The 13,789-nt window shown below is 72.3% G+C and carries 14 protein-coding genes and 1 pseudogene; 8 read left to right on the forward strand and 7 right to left on the reverse strand.

Features of this window, described 5'->3' with window-relative positions:
• Window positions 1-328: 328 nt before the first annotated feature.
• The 4 genes and pseudogenes from ACIQHQ_RS15290 to ACIQHQ_RS15305 form a co-directional block, all read right to left on the reverse strand.
• Window positions 329-898 (reverse strand): annotated as a pseudogene (locus ACIQHQ_RS15290) (ATP-binding cassette domain-containing protein); the annotation flags it as partial.
• A complete protein-coding gene (locus ACIQHQ_RS15295) occupies window positions 823-1,005 on the reverse strand; it encodes an Ms4533A family Cys-rich leader peptide (RefSeq protein ID WP_402612380.1) in 183 nt (60 codons plus the stop codon). The gene ACIQHQ_RS15295 and the pseudogene ACIQHQ_RS15290, both read right to left, overlap by 76 nt.
• 69 nt (window positions 1,006-1,074) lie before the next feature.
• A complete protein-coding gene (locus tag ACIQHQ_RS15300) occupies window positions 1,075-2,400 on the reverse strand; it encodes a DUF3152 domain-containing protein (protein ID WP_402612381.1) in 1,326 nt (441 codons plus the stop codon).
• Between the two features lie 581 nt (window positions 2,401-2,981).
• Entirely contained in the window at window positions 2,982-4,028 is a 1,047-nt protein-coding gene (locus ACIQHQ_RS15305; protein ID WP_402612382.1) for an alpha/beta fold hydrolase, read from the reverse strand.
• Between the two features lie 255 nt (window positions 4,029-4,283).
• Here ACIQHQ_RS15305 and ACIQHQ_RS15310 point away from each other — a divergent pair, with 255 nt between their 5' ends.
• The 4 genes from ACIQHQ_RS15310 (at window position 4,284) to ACIQHQ_RS15325 (ending at window position 6,221) form a co-directional block, all read left to right on the forward strand.
• Window positions 4,284-4,508 (forward strand): hypothetical protein, encoded by a 225-nt coding sequence (locus ACIQHQ_RS15310; protein ID WP_402612383.1) that lies wholly within the window; start codon window positions 4,284-4,286, stop codon window positions 4,506-4,508.
• Window positions 4,509-4,715: 207 nt separating this feature from the next.
• Window positions 4,716-5,363, forward strand: coding sequence for a TetR/AcrR family transcriptional regulator (locus tag ACIQHQ_RS15315; RefSeq protein ID WP_031132394.1), 648 nt, complete (start codon window positions 4,716-4,718; stop codon window positions 5,361-5,363).
• 135 nt (window positions 5,364-5,498) lie between these two features.
• On the forward strand, window positions 5,499-5,726 hold the full coding sequence (locus ACIQHQ_RS15320) for a DUF3107 domain-containing protein (protein ID WP_030854792.1): 228 nt from the start codon (window positions 5,499-5,501) through the stop codon (window positions 5,724-5,726).
• Window positions 5,727-5,951: 225 nt separating this feature from the next.
• A complete protein-coding gene (locus tag ACIQHQ_RS15325; RefSeq protein WP_402612384.1) occupies window positions 5,952-6,221 on the forward strand; it encodes a hypothetical protein in 270 nt (89 codons plus the stop codon).
• A 203-nt stretch (window positions 6,222-6,424) separates the two neighbouring features.
• On the opposite strand, the gene ACIQHQ_RS15330 is transcribed toward ACIQHQ_RS15325, so the two are convergent.
• Window positions 6,425-7,174: a ferritin-like fold-containing protein gene (locus tag ACIQHQ_RS15330; protein ID WP_283971459.1), complete on the reverse strand. Its 750-nt coding sequence runs from the start codon at window positions 7,172-7,174 to the stop codon at window positions 6,425-6,427.
• 475 nt (window positions 7,175-7,649) lie between these two features.
• On the opposite strand from ACIQHQ_RS15330, the gene ACIQHQ_RS15335 reads away from it, so the two are divergent.
• Both ACIQHQ_RS15335 and ACIQHQ_RS15340 read left to right on the forward strand, forming a co-directional pair.
• The gene (locus tag ACIQHQ_RS15335; protein WP_402612385.1) at window positions 7,650-10,304 is read left to right on the forward strand and encodes a DEAD/DEAH box helicase; all 2,655 of its coding nucleotides are present in this window, start codon (window positions 7,650-7,652) and stop codon (window positions 10,302-10,304) included.
• Between the two features lie 98 nt (window positions 10,305-10,402).
• On the forward strand, window positions 10,403-11,275 hold the full coding sequence (locus ACIQHQ_RS15340) for an alpha/beta fold hydrolase (protein WP_402612386.1): 873 nt from the start codon (window positions 10,403-10,405) through the stop codon (window positions 11,273-11,275).
• A 51-nt stretch (window positions 11,276-11,326) separates the two neighbouring features.
• On the opposite strand, the gene ACIQHQ_RS15345 is transcribed toward ACIQHQ_RS15340, so the two are convergent.
• Complete coding sequence (locus ACIQHQ_RS15345; protein WP_402612387.1) at window positions 11,327-12,220, reverse strand: NYN domain-containing protein; 894 nt, start codon at window positions 12,218-12,220, stop codon at window positions 11,327-11,329.
• Window positions 12,221-12,447: 227 nt separating this feature from the next.
• Between ACIQHQ_RS15345 and ACIQHQ_RS15350 the strand changes: the two genes are divergently transcribed.
• Together ACIQHQ_RS15350 and ACIQHQ_RS15355 are read left to right on the forward strand one after the other, a co-directional pair.
• Window positions 12,448-12,600, forward strand: coding sequence for a hypothetical protein (locus tag ACIQHQ_RS15350; RefSeq protein WP_402612388.1), 153 nt, complete (start codon window positions 12,448-12,450; stop codon window positions 12,598-12,600).
• A 133-nt stretch (window positions 12,601-12,733) separates the two neighbouring features.
• Complete coding sequence (locus ACIQHQ_RS15355) at window positions 12,734-13,147, forward strand: hypothetical protein (RefSeq protein ID WP_402612389.1); 414 nt, start codon at window positions 12,734-12,736, stop codon at window positions 13,145-13,147.
• A gap of 23 nt (window positions 13,148-13,170) precedes the next feature.
• Here the strand turns inward: ACIQHQ_RS15355 and ACIQHQ_RS15360 are convergent, their stop codons facing one another.
• Window positions 13,171-13,776: a MarC family protein gene (locus tag ACIQHQ_RS15360; protein ID WP_390988346.1), complete on the reverse strand. Its 606-nt coding sequence runs from the start codon at window positions 13,774-13,776 to the stop codon at window positions 13,171-13,173.
• Between the last annotated feature and the right edge of the window lie 13 nt (window positions 13,777-13,789).

The raw sequence follows: 13,789 nt of genomic DNA on the forward strand, positions 1-13,789 counted from the left end.
TTTTTTGTGCGCGTCCTTTTGGGGGTGTTGTGGGGGTGGGGTTTTTTTTTTTTTTTTTTGGGGGGGGGGGGGGGGGGGTGGTGTTTGTGGTGGGGGGGGGGGGGGGGGGGGGGGGCGGGGGGCCCCCCCCCCCACCAAAAGGGGTGAACGGTCGTAACTTTCCCGTGCGGGTCGCGTTCTGTCGCGCTAGGAGATCAAACAGGCACGGATCGTCACGCTGCGGCCGACTCCCGTCGCTGCGCCCGGCGTCGCGCGGGGGCCTCCCGGCCGAGCGCCGGTACTACGGCCAGCAGCTGCCTGGTGCGGGTGTGGCCGGGCACCGCTTCGAGCCCACGCGCTCCCGCAGTTGCCCCACGCGCTCCCGGATGCGCTTCTCCTGCCGCTCGCCCAGCGGGTCGGCGCCGGCCTCGCCCGCGCTACGGGGGCATCGAGGGAGGAGACGGGGTCCCGCAAGACCATCCGCACCGCCGGGTTCACCCAGGGGTGCGCGCGGCCGTCGAAGGTCAGCGACCCCGACGTCGGTTCAGCAGTCCGACAAACATGCGCCCGAGGGTCGTTTGCCGCTGCCGCTCTCGCCGGCGATCCCGAAGGTCTCACCACGACGCAAGGTCTGCGACACGTCACCCACGGCCGAGGCCACCCCTTCACCACGGCCGAACTCGTGTCCGAGGCCGGTTGCCTCAGAACTGCCTCCTCGGGGGCCGACGAGCCCTTGCGCGGCGCGTCCAGCCGGGGGACGGCGGCCGGCAGGTCCCGGGTGTACCGGCTGGGCCGGGGCGCCACCGGCGACCGGGCCGTGCCCGACCGCCCGGCCGTGCCGCATCACCAGCACCTCGCCGACGCTCTCGACGGCGACACCCACGTCGCGCGTGACCGGCAACAGGCCCATGCGGGCCTCCCCTGGGGCAGGCGTCGGCAACAGCGGATAACGGCCACGCACGACGGGGTCACGCCGATGAGCGCCCGCTCGATGGCGGCGCGAACGGAGGCGGGACGGGGCGACATGCCCGGACTGAACGAACGAACTTTCCGAGCATGTCGACGCGAGCCGCGCCACACCTCCTGTGAGGTCCGTCAACTCCCGGGATACGCCCAGGGGTTGGGGCGGCATCGGATGCCGTCGTGAGCGAGGAACTTGGTCTGCTGCTGCATGACCGGCGCGAGGTCGCCGTCCTTGTCGCAGGTGACGTGACCGTAACCGAGGCGGTGGCCGACCTCGTGGTTGATCAGCATCTGCCGGTAGGCGTGGATCTTGTCGGCGCCGTAGGTCTCCGAGCCCTGCGCCCACCGGTAGGCGTTGATCATCACCCGCTCGGTCGCGGCCGAGTCGCAGGAGACGTTGTCCTCGGTGGTGTCCAGACCGGACTTGGCACACCAGTCGGCGGTCGTGCCGGGGCTGGCGAGAGTGATCACGAAGTCGGGCTTGCCGGAGTAGATGCGCTCGAAGGTGCGCGCGCCGTTGTGGGCCCAGCTGCGCCGGTCGTTGAGCGTCTTCTGCACGGCCTCGGCGAACAACGCGCCATCCAGCCCGAGTCCCTGCTCCACGTCCACGCGGTAGGTGAACTTCTGCCCGGCGCCCGGGGCCTTGGCGATCCCGGGAACGGCGTCGAACTTCCCCGAGCCCTTGAGCTCGACGCCGAGCGGGTACGTCCGGCCCATCTTCTCGTCGTAGGTCGGCGGCGCGGCCGCCGGGGCCGGGCCCCGGCCGTCGGCGCGGGACGCGGTGTCCCGGATGTCGCGGGCCTGGTCGGTGGCCGACTGTGACTGCACCTCGGCACCGGCGTGGTCGTCGGTGACCTGGCCGGCGACGACGACGGCCAGCACGGTCGTGATGGCCGCGGCCGCGATGCCGGTGAAGGTACGGCCCTTGCCGCCCCTGGCCGACACGGGCGTGCCGGTGGGCCCCGCGTCGTCGTGCCCGGACCCGGAATCGGCCGGCGTGCCGACGTTCCAGTCCGTGACGGAGGTGCGGGCGTCCGCGGCATGCGCGGAGGCGGGCGTACGGGGCGCGAAGACGTCGTCCTCCTCTTCGACGAAGGCGTCGAGATAGTCCTGTCGCGGCCCGGGCACGGAGGCCCGGCGCTGCCTCGGTATGGGAACACCGGCACCGGCGGGTCCCCCGCCCGGCCCCCTCGACTCGCCCCAGCCGCCTCCGGCTTCCCGCTGCTCGGGGTGCCCGCCCCGGGCCTGCCCAAAGCCGTGCGCGGTCGTGCCCCCGGGCACCCGGGGCATCCCACGCGCGGGCGTCCCGTCAGGCGTCCGCGGCATTCCGTGCGCCGGAGTGCCGTCAGGCATGCGCGGAGCCCCATGCGCGGGCGTCCCGTCCGGAACGCGCATTCCGCGTGCGGGCGTCCCATCGGGCAACCGCGGCATTCCGTGCGCCGGAGTGCCGTCGGGCATGCGCGGAGCCCCGTGAGCGGGAGTCCCGTCCGGCAGCCGCGGAACGCCACGCGCAGGAGTGCCCTCGGAGAAGCGGGGTACTCCACGCCCCGGCGTACCGTCCGGCAGACGAGGAACCCCCTGTGAGGGAGTCCCGTCCGGCAGCCGCGGAACGCCACGCGCAGGAGTGCCCTCGGAGAAGCGGGGTACTCCACGCCCCGGCGTACCGTCCGGCAGACGAGGAACCCCCTGTGAGGGAGTCCCGTCCGGCAGCCGCGGAACGCCACGCGCCGGAGCGCCGTCAGGCAGCCGGGGAACGCCACGCGCGGGCGTGCCGTCCGGAAGCCAGCCGTCCGGGAGGCGTGGCAGGCCGTGCGGCGGTGTTCCGTCCGCAGGGGCGGGCCGGGGCCCCGGCAGTCTGAGTGGTCCAGGCGGCGATGCCGTACGACCACCACGGCTCCCGTCCGGCGCCTGGCCCCTGGCTGGTCCCTGAGCCCGCTCGGACCCGACCCGGCCGTCCTGGCGGTCCCGCTCTGCGATTGTGTCCGCGCTGTCGCCCTTGACGACCGGCCCGCGGCGGCTGTGGCGTCCCACGTCGCGCCTCAGCCCCCCATGCTTTCGTCGGTGCCTTCTCCGTCGACGGCGTCGCCCCCGGAATCCGCCCGGCCGGCCCGCCTTGCCCGCTGCGCGCCCAACTCTCCCGCATCTTGGAGCAGTTCACGAAACGCCATGGCCACCGTCTCCGGGTACTCCATCATCGCCACGTGCCCGGCATCCGGCAACGTCATGAGCCGCGAGTCACGGAAGGCCCGGGCCGCCTTCTGGGCCATTCGGAAGCCGACGAGCTGGTCACGGCCGCCGTAGACGAGGAGAGTGGGCGCGAGAACCCGTTCGGCCTGACGCCACAGCCCCTGCTGGCCGCCCAAGGTGTACGCGTTGACGATCCCGCGCGCCGAGCGTGCCATCGCGTCCCAGAAGTACGGCAGCCGCAGCCGCCGCTCCATCTCCTGCACGGCGTTGCTGAATCCTTCCGGCGTCACCCGCCCGGGATCCCCGTAACACAGCGCCATCACGCCGCGGACGCGCTGTTCCGCCGTCCACTGCCGGGTGAGCCGGGTGAAGAGCAGGGCGACACCGGGCACCGCCAGCAACCCCGTGGGCACGGCGGCGCGCTGCACTCGGATTTCCGGCAGGGCGGGAGACACAAGCGTGAGCGTACGGACCAGATCGGGCCGAACCGCGGCGACACGGGTGGCGACCGCGCCGCCGAGCGAGTTCCCGAACAGGTGCACGGGGCCGCGCCCGGAGGCGTCGAGGTAACGGATGACCGCGCGCGCGTGCCCCGTGACGGAGTAGTCGCCGTCGTCCGGGGGCGGGGAGTCCCCGAAACCCGGCAGGTCGAGGGCCTCGCTGTCGACGAAGTCGTCCAGCAGCGCCATCAGCGCCGACCAGTTCTGCGAGGAACCGCCGAGCCCGTGCACGTACAGCGCGGGAGGCAGCCCCTCGCGGGCGGGAGGCCGCGACCGGACCGTCAGCGTGACCCCGGGGAGCTCGACCGACCGCAGGCGCTCGCCCTCCGCGACCCGGACGGTCCCCACCTTCGGCAGCACATTGGCGGGCGGCACGAACGGCAGCTCGGTCGAAGACATGCGGCAATGTTACGAGACGATCACGCAGTGACTCATACGTTCGCCTGTGTTCGCCGTCACAGGATTCGGCCTGTTGAGGGGATGGAAGAGAAGGCACCCGAGCACTCGTGGGTAGCAGTCGACGGGATGAGCAGCGCGTCACGTTCCGGACGCGGATCGCATAGCGTCCGGAACGGGTGTCTCCTAGGCTCGTACAGAGGGCACCCGCGTGTGGCCCCTGCATTCCCAGGGACGTTCGTAGGAAGGGAGCCCATCATGGCCGTAGACCCCACCGACCCGGAGACGTTCGAGGCCGAGGACGCGCAGGAGGTGCAGGAGTTCGACGTCGAGGCACCCGAGGTCGACGCGGCCGAGCAGCGGGCGGACATCACGCCCCATCGCGACGACCCGCTGACCGCCGTCGACCCGGACCGCGCCAACGAGGCCGACCTGGTGGAGCAGACCAGGATCGTCACGCTCGACGAGGACGACTACCGGTGACGTTCGCCGCCGACGGGCGACGAGCAGCTCCAGAGAACGGGAAAGGGGCAGAATTTTGCCCGCTCTGACCCTGTTTGAAACCTTCGCAACCGCTTTCGTAACCGTCCGGTCCGTGAAATTCTGCGCTCTCACCGCGCACACCACGGTTACCGAAAAGTACGATGGCGACGCGGCCAGATCCGCATGTGGACGACTATGGGAGGCGGCGTGACAGCCATCGAGCAGACAGAGGCGGTTCGCCCGCGGGGCACACGCCTGCCGCGCCGTGCCCGACGCAACCAGCTTCTGGGCGCCGCCCAGGAGGTCTTCGTGGCCCAGGGCTACCACGCGGCCGCGATGGACGACATCGCGGAGCGTGCCGGCGTCAGCAAGCCGGTGCTCTACCAGCACTTCCCGGGCAAGCTCGACCTCTATCTCGCACTGCTGGACCAGCACTGCGAGTCGCTCATCCAGTCCGTACGGAACGCGCTCGCGTCGACGACCGACAACAAACAGCGCGTCCGGGCGACGATGGACGCCTACTTCGCCTACGTCGAGGACGACGGCGGCGCCTTCCGCCTGGTCTTCGAGTCGGACCTGACGAACGAGCCCGCCGTGCGCGAGCGCGTCGACAAGGTCACGAACGAGTGCGCCGAGGCGATCTGCGACGTCATCGCCGAGGACACCGGCCTGTCGCGCGCGGAGTCGATGCTGCTCGCCTCGGGGCTGGGCGGCCTCGCCCAGGTGGTGGCACGATCCTGGCTGCACAGCGACCGCAGCGTGCCGCGCGACCAAGCGGTGCAGCTGCTCACCTCGCTGGCGTGGCGCGGTATCGCGGGCTTCCCGCTGCACGGCATGGACCAGCCGCACCACTGACGGGCGCTTTGTTCCCGCCCGATGTTCGCTCGTGGCGTTCTCGGGCGGAGCATGTACGTCCCCTCACCGGGCTAATGTGTGCTGCGTACGGCGCGGAAGGTCGCGCACATCACTGACCGTCGGAGGGACAAAGCCGTGGAGGTCAAGATCGGCGTGCAGCACGCGCCCCGCGAGATCGTTCTGGAGAGCGGTCAGACTGCCGAGGAGGTCGAGCGCGTGGTCGCCGAGGCACTGGCCGGGAAGTCGCAGCTGCTGAGCCTCGTGGACGAGCACGGCCGCAAGCTCCTCGTCCCGGCCGACCGTCTCGCGTACGTCGAGATCGGTGAGCCGGCCCCGCGCAAGGTGGGCTTTGGCGCGCTGTAAGCGCATACGCGAAACGGGGCGGGACGGCTGTCGGCCGTCTCGCCCCGTTTGGTTTGCCCTCCCTCGGACACCCCTTCCACGTAGCCTCCGCTTCTCCTTGCGGTACACCGGTTCCTTCACGGATGGAGCACAAGTCGCCCCCAGGGGTGGTTGGAATCCGCAGGTCAGGGGTAAGACGGGCTACGACCGATTTGGGCAGGCCGGCCGTGTGGGAGGGACCCCGACATGCTCCTGGAAGCGCTGAGCTCCGCGATCCTCGGCCTGGCTCTGGCATGGGCGGCCGCACACCGCCTGCCGCACCGGCTTCCAGCCCGCTCCCTGGTCCTGTCGACCGGTGTCGCCGGCGCCCTCTTCGGAGCCTTCGTCATGCACAGTGCGCTGGACGCCGGGCACGTGCTGCTCGTCCTGCTCGGCGCGATGATCGTCTCGGTGGCCTCGCTGTCACTGCTGCTGCGCCCCGCGGGAAGACTGCGCCGCCGGTCGGCGACCGCCTGAGGGGTCGCCGACGGTGGCGGCTCCGATGACGACGCGGCCCGGCCGGACGGCGGAAAGCCAGGGTGGGTCCGCCAAGTCCCGTCTCCCCCGCGACGCCCGGCACGCTCCCCCAAGCCCTCGACTCCGCCCGGAGGGCGCACCCTCATGACGCCGCAGCACCCGCCCTCCGGGCGGACGACGCGACTTCGCGGACACCAACGCCCCTAGGCGGCCAGCCCCAGCGCGGCCATCCGCTTGGTGTGGGCCTCGGTGATCCGGGAGAACATCTTTCCCACCTCGGCGAGGTCGAAGCCGTCCGCGACGCCGCCCACCAGCATGGTCGACAGCGCGTCCCGGTCGGCGACCACCCGCTGGGACTGCGACAGGGCCTCACCCATCAACCGCCGCGCCCACAGCGCGAGCCGTCCGCCCACACGCGGGTCGGCGTCGATCGCGGCCCGCACCTTCTCCACGGCGAAACCGCCGTGGCCCGTGTCGTCGAGGACGGCCAGCACCAGCTTGCGGGAGTCGGAGTCCAGCCGGGCGGCGACCTCCCGGTAGAAGTCGCTGGCGATCGAGTCGCCGACGTAGGCCTTGACGAGTCCCTCCAGCCAGTCGGAAGGGGCGGTCTGCTTGTGGAACCCGTCGTACGCGGCGACGAACGGCTCCATCGCCCGCGTCGGTTCCTCCCCGATCTCGGCGAGCCGGTCGCGCAGCCTCTCGAAGTGGTGGAACTCCGCCGACGCCATCTTCGCCAGTGCCGCCTTGTCCGCCAGCGTCGGCGCCAGCTTGGCGTCCTCCGCGAGCCGCTCGAACGCCGCGAGTTCGCCGTACGCGAGCGCGCCGAGCAGGTCCACGACCGCGGCACGGTACTGAGGGTCGGCGGAGGCCGTCGCCCAGTCCCGGGCGGCGACCGAGGTGGGTGCGGCGGCGTCGGTGTCCTTGGCGTTCTCAGGCTTGTCAGAGCTCGTCATGAAGCGCACAATAGCCCGCCCGCCGGGAGGCGTAAGGCCCTGGTCAATCACTGTGACGACGACTACGTGACCGAATCGGCCATCACATGTGCGGGATTCCGGGGTATGGTGGTAATGCGCCTGCTGGTACGTTGACGTACCTCGACAGGCCGCACGTATGAGGATGCCCGGTCGGTGGCCCGATCGGCTCCGACCCGACAGCCCTCCCCGGCCGTCCGCCTCAGTGCGTACGAGACCCGGAGGGGGACACCCTCAGCGGCACGAGCGCTAGAGCGTCGGCGCGGTCCTGTGCTTTTCGGCCCGCCCGTAAGCAGCCGACGTCCCCGGCACGGTCTGACACGACCCCGCGCTCGCCTCGCGCCGCCCACACAGAAGAGGCAGCACCCTGACTACGTTCCGAGAGCTCGGAATCCTCCCCGAGACCGCCGAGGCCCTGGAGGCCGTCGGCATCATCACCCCCTTCCCCATCCAGGAGATGACGCTTCCCGTCGCCCTCTCGGGCAAGGACGTCATCGGCCAGGCCAAGACCGGCACCGGCAAGACGCTGGGCTTCGGGCTCCCGCTCCTCGAGCGCGTCACCGTCCCCGCGGACGTGGAGGCCGGACGCGCCAAGCCCGAGGACCTCACGGACGCCCCGCAGGCACTCATCGTCGTCCCCACGCGCGAGCTGTGCACGCAGGTCACCAACGACCTGCTGACCGCGGGCAAGGCACGCAACGTGCGCGTCCTCGCCATCTACGGCGGCAGGGCCTACGAGCCCCAGGTCGAGGCCCTGAAGAAGGGCATCGACGTGGTCGTCGGCACCCCGGGCCGGCTGCTCGACCTCGCCGGGCAGAAGAAGCTGGACCTGAAGCACGTGAGGTGCCTGGTCCTCGACGAGGCAGACGAGATGCTCGACCTGGGCTTCCTGCCCGACGTCGAGAAGATCATCAACATGCTTCCGGTGCGGCGACAGACGATGCTGTTCTCGGCCACCATGCCGGGCGCGGTCATCGGCCTGGCCCGCCGCTACATGTCGCAGCCCACACACATCAGCGCCACGTCCCCGGACGACGCGGGCGCGACGGTCGCGAACACGAAGCAGTTCGTCTACCGCGCGCACAACATGGACAAGCCCGAGATGGTCGCGCGCATCCTCCAGGCCGAGAGCCGGGGACTGGTCATGGTGTTCTGCCGCACCAAGCGCACCGCGGCCGACCTCGCCGACCAGCTCAAGCAGCGCGGCTTCGCCTCCGGGGCCGTCCACGGCGACCTCGGCCAGGGCGCTCGCGAGCAGGCCCTGCGCGCCTTCCGCAACGGCAAGGTCGATGTGCTCGTCTGCACCGACGTCGCCGCCCGTGGCATCGACGTCGAGGGCGTCACGCACGTCATCAACTACCAGTCGCCGGAAGAGGAGAAGACGTACCTGCACCGCATCGGCCGGACCGGCCGCGCGGGTGCGAAGGGTACGGCGATCACGCTCGTCGACTGGGACGACATCCCGCGCTGGCAGCTGATCAACAAGGCGCTGGACCTGGGCTTCAGCGACCCGCCGGAGACGTACTCCACCTCCCCGCACCTGTACACGGACCTCGGCATCCCCGAGGGCACCAAGGGCGTCCTGCCGCGCTCGGAGCGTACGCGTGCCGGGCTGGAAGCGGAGGAGCTGGAGGACCTGGGCGAGCCGGGCGGCCGTGGGCCGCGCGGGCGCGGCGGCCGTCCCGGTCGCGGCGACCGGGACGAGTCCCGCTCGGCCGACCGCGAGCGGTCGCCGCGTACGCCGCGCAGCCGCCGCCGTACGCGCGGCGGGGCCGTACTGGACGGGGCGCCCGAGTCCGCCGGCGGCACCGCGCCGGAGACCACGGCCACCGGCGGCGCCACCGGGGCGGATGCCGTCACGGCTCCTCGCACCCCGCGTCGCCGTCGCCGCACCCGCGGCGGGGCCCAGTCCGAGTCGGCTCCGGTCGCGGCGGTCGAGACCCTCGCGTCCGAGCAGGCGGTGAACGCCGTCGCGTCGGCCGAGGGCACGACCGCAGGGGCGCCTGAGGCCGCCCCGACGTCGCGTCGCCGCCGCACGCGCCGGTCGGAGACGTCGGCGGTCGAGACCGAGGCCGCGGTGACGCCGTCGGCCCCGGAGACGACGGTCGTCGCCGAAGCCACGGACGCCGCGTCGCCCGAGGCTGCCGCCGCCGCGCCGCGCCGCCGCACCCGCACCCGCAAGGCCACGGCCGCCCCCGCGGCCGAGTCGGCGGTCGACACGGCCGAGGGGCTCACCGAGTCCGCGCCGGAGCCTTCGGAGACGAAGCCGCGCCGGACGCGCAAGACGGCCGCGAAGGCCGAGGCGAGCGTGGACACGGCCGAGGCGGCCGAGGCCAAGCCCCGGCGCACCCGCAAGACCGCCGCGTCGGCGGACACCGCCGAGCCGGCCGAAGCCAAGCCCCGGCGTACGCGCAAGGCCACGGCGGCCGAGACCGCCGTCGACACGGTGGAAGCCACCGAAGCCGCGCCGCGCCGCCGTACCCGCAAGACCGCCGAGCCCACGGCGGAGGCGCCGGAGGCCGTCGAGGCGGCCAAGCCGCGCCGCACGCGGAAGACCGCCGCGGCGGCCGAGACCGCCGTCGACACGGCCGAGGGCACGGAGGCCACGCCGCGCCGCCGCACCCGCAAGACCGCCGAGGCCGCGCCTGCCGTCGCCGAGATCCCGGCCCAGTCGACTCAGGAGCCGGAGACCGCCGAGGCCAAGCCGCGCCGCACGCGCAAGGCGAGCGCCGCCAAGGCGGAGGCGAGCGTCGACACGGCGGAGGCGACCGAGGCCAAGCCCCGGCGCGCGCGGAAGACGGCTGCCGCCGCTGTGGAGGCGGAGGCCGCGGAGGCCAAGCCGCGTCGGACGCGGAAGACCGCCGCAGCGGCCGAGACCGCTGTCGACACGGCCGCGGGTACGGAGGCCACGCCGCGCCGCCGCACCCGCAAGGCCGCCGAGCCCACCGAGATCCCCGCCCAGGCGGATCAGGAGCCGAAGACCGCCGCCAAGCCGCGCCGGGCGCGCAAGGTGACCGCGGCCGCCCCGGTTTCGGAGGACACGGCGGAGGCGAAGCCTCGGGCCCGCCGCACCCGCAAGGCCACGGCCGCCGCGGAGCCCACGGAGGGCTGACACCCCCTCCCGGACGGCCCGGCCCCCTCGCACGGGGGCCGGGCCGTCGGCGTTCGCCTGGGGCCACGGGGCCGGTCCCCACCCGCTACCCTCACCCCGTGACGAGCCACCCCGCCTTCCCCCCGCCCCCGGGCGCCCGTGCCTACCGCCTGCGCACCGCACGCGGCGAGTTCGCCGTCGTCGACTCGGCGCCGGCGGCGGGCGTGGAGGGCAAGGGAGCCGTCCTGATGCTGCCCGGGTTCACCGGAAGCAAAGAGGACTTCAGGCTGCTGCACGAGCCGCTCGCACAGCGGGGATACCGGGTCGTCGCCGTGGACGGGCGGGGACAGCACGAGTCGGGCGGCCCCCTGGAGGACGAATCGGCCTACGCGCAGCGGGAACTGGCGCGGGACGTGCTCGCGCAGGCCGAGGCCCTCGGCGCACCCCTGCATCTCGTCGGGCACTCGCTGGGCGGGCAGATCGCCCGTGCGGCCGTGCTGCTCGACCACTCCCCCTTCCTCTCCTTCACCCTGGTCTCGTCCGGCCCGGCGGAGATCTCCGTCTCCCAGCAGGAGCGCGTGAAGCTGCTGCGGGACGCGCTCGCCGTGCTGTCGATGGAGGAGGTGTGGGAGGCCATCCGGGCCATGGGGCCGCCGGAGGAGGTCGGGGGGCCCGCCCGCGGCCTCGGTGACCAGGAGCAGTTGCGCCGCCGCTGGCTGGGCCACAGCCCTGCCCAACTGCTGGCCACCGGGCGTCAGTTGTGCACCGAGCCGGACCGCGTCGCCGAACTGGCAGCGGTCCCGCTGCCGTTCCACGTCCTGTCTGGCGCGCACGACGACACCTGGCCGGTGGCGATCCTCGACGACATGGCTCTGCGGCTGGGCGCGCACCGCACGGTGGTCACGGGAGCGGAGCACTCCCCCAACGCCGACCGCCCCCTGCCGACGGCCCACGCCCTCGCGGACTTCTGGGACGGCATCGGAACGGCCTAGGGGTGTCCGGCTTCGGGCCGGTCCTCGCCGTCCGGCAGGGCGCCGGGGCGCCTAGTACTGCGTCCGCAAGTGCTCCCAGAAGCCGTCGCGCAGGGCTCGCCGCAGGTCCGCCTGGCCACGCAGCGAGTACTGCAGGAGGCCCTCCGCCTCCACGAGCAGGTCCTGGTCGACCGAGCCGGGCAGATAGGGGTGGCCGGGCAGCAGCTCCACCAGGGTGTCCCGGCCGCGTGCCGCCAGCCACTTCGCGGCGATCTGGGCGCCCACGAAGCGCACGTCCTCCCGACTGGGCCGGCCCGCGGCCGACTCGTGGACCTGGGCCGTGCGGCGGGAGACGTACGGCTTGAAGAAGTCGAGGTCGAAGGTGCGCTGGCTGTCGACCTCCCACAGGAGGGGCTCCGCCTGGTTGCGGCCCTCCGGCGCCTCGATGCCCCAGAGGTGGACCCGGGCGCCGTACCCCTGGGCCGCCTCCACCGCCGACACCAGGTCCTCGTCGCCGCCGAGCAGGGCCGCGTCGCTGATGGCGCGGTGCCGGGCGAGGGACTCCAGGTCGGACCGGATGAGGGAGTCGACGCCCTTCTGCTGGTTGTTGGCGTTGAGGTTGCCCAGGCGCACCTTGACGTCCGGCAGTTCCGCGATGGTCTGCTGCTCGCTCGTGTGGATGCGGCGCCGGGCGCCGTCGTACCAGTAGACCCGCAGCAGCCGGCTGTCCGCGAAGATCGTGCGGGCCTTGTCGATGAGCGCGTCGATCAGCCCTTCGGCGTCGAGGTCGACGGCGCGGCGGTCCTCCGTGCCGGCGACGAGGCGTCCGGCGGCCGCGTACAGGTACCCGGCATCGACGAAGATCGCGTGGGTCGAGGGCGTCTTCGCCACCTCGGCGAGCATGCGCTGGAGCAGCTCGTTGGTGCGGTCGATGCGGGCATGGAGGGCCGCGAGGTCGTCGTTCATCACGTCCATTGTCCCGGCGGTCACGCTGCGAACACAACCGGTCCCGGTCGGTCCCGTAACCACATTCTTACGGCACAGTAATTAGCCGTTCGAAAAATTTCCTTAGCGTAGGGAATGTTTGACCCGTGCTCCTCTGTTGACCCATATGGAACACCGGGCACGAGCCCGGTGGGCCGCACCACCGAGTAGTTCTCCTCAGGAGGATGACCAGACGAAGGGAGAAGCCCTTGCGCTTCGAAATCATGCGACTCGACGACGTCGACGGCACACCTGTGGACACGACCGTCGTGGACGCCGCCTCCGTCAACCGCATCGTTCAGCAGGCGGCCGCCATAGGGCAGCGCCTCTGGATCCGCCCGGCCGAGACCGCGGCCTCATAACGCGCGCAGTTCTCCCAGACTTCGCAGCCCCCGCCCGGCATCGGCCGCGCGGGGGCTTCGCCGTTGCGGACCTCGGCGGCCGGGGGCGTACTGGCTGGGGGGCACGGCGGGCGCCAGAACAGGACGGTGGAGCGTGCCGGAACGGACCGGTCGCACGGGGGAACCGCACGAGCGGGCCGCCGCCGAGGCCGCCCGGCGTGAGGAGGACTCCGCCGCCGAGCCCGAGCCAGTCGAGGCCAGGCCGGCGGCCGGGATGCGGTTCCCGGACCCCCCGGACGTGCTCGCCGTCCGCGCCGACCGGATCCTCGGCCGGGGCGGTCCGTCACCCTCGGCGGTGGTGGCGGACATCCACCGCGAGGCCATGAACCTGCCCGACGCCGACGAGCGGATCATCGACCTGCCCCACGAGCTCCAGGCCTGGAGCTTCTGCCCCGCCGGGTCAGGGCCGGGACCACGGTCCCCCGGATCGTCCAGCGGCCGCGAGCCGCACAAGAGGGACGTGCACCTCCGTATCCCGAAAGCGGCCGGGGAGACCGCGGCGTCCTGACGCTCCAGGCCTGACGCGGCCCCTCAGCTCCCCTGGATCACCTGGGTGACGCCGTTGATGATCTGCTGCACGGCGATGGCGGAGAGCATCATGCCCGCGAGCCGGGTCACGAGGACCACTCCGCCGTCCTTGATGATCCGGATGATCACCAGGGAGTAGCGCATCACCATCCACAGCACGACATGGATGGCGAGGATCGCCGCCCACACCGACACCTGGGTGGCGACGCTGTGGGCCTTCTGCACGGCGAGGATGACCGACACGATCGCCCCGGGCCCGGCCAGCAGCGGCATGCCCAGCGGAACGAGGGCGACGTTCACGTCCTTGGTCTGCTTCGGCTCGTCGGTCTTGCCGGTGAGCAGATCCAGCGCGATCAGCAGGAGCAGCAGACCGCCCGCGATCATCAGCGCGGGCACGGACACGTGCAGGTAGTTCAGGATCTGGTGCCCGAGAAGCCCGAACACGGTGATCACACCGCCCGCGACACAGACGGCCTGGAAGGCCATCCGCTTCTGCACCTTGCCGGGCCTGCCGGCGGTGAGCGCGAGGAAGATCGGTGTGATCCCCGGAGGATCCATGATCACGAAGAGGGTCAGGAAGAGGGAGCCGAAGACGGCGACGTCGAACATGGTGAGCCTTGCG

Origin of the sequence: Streptomyces sp. NPDC092370 (assembly GCF_044755265.1) — a bacterium.
Classification (GTDB): Bacteria; Actinomycetota; Actinomycetes; order Streptomycetales; family Streptomycetaceae; genus Streptomyces.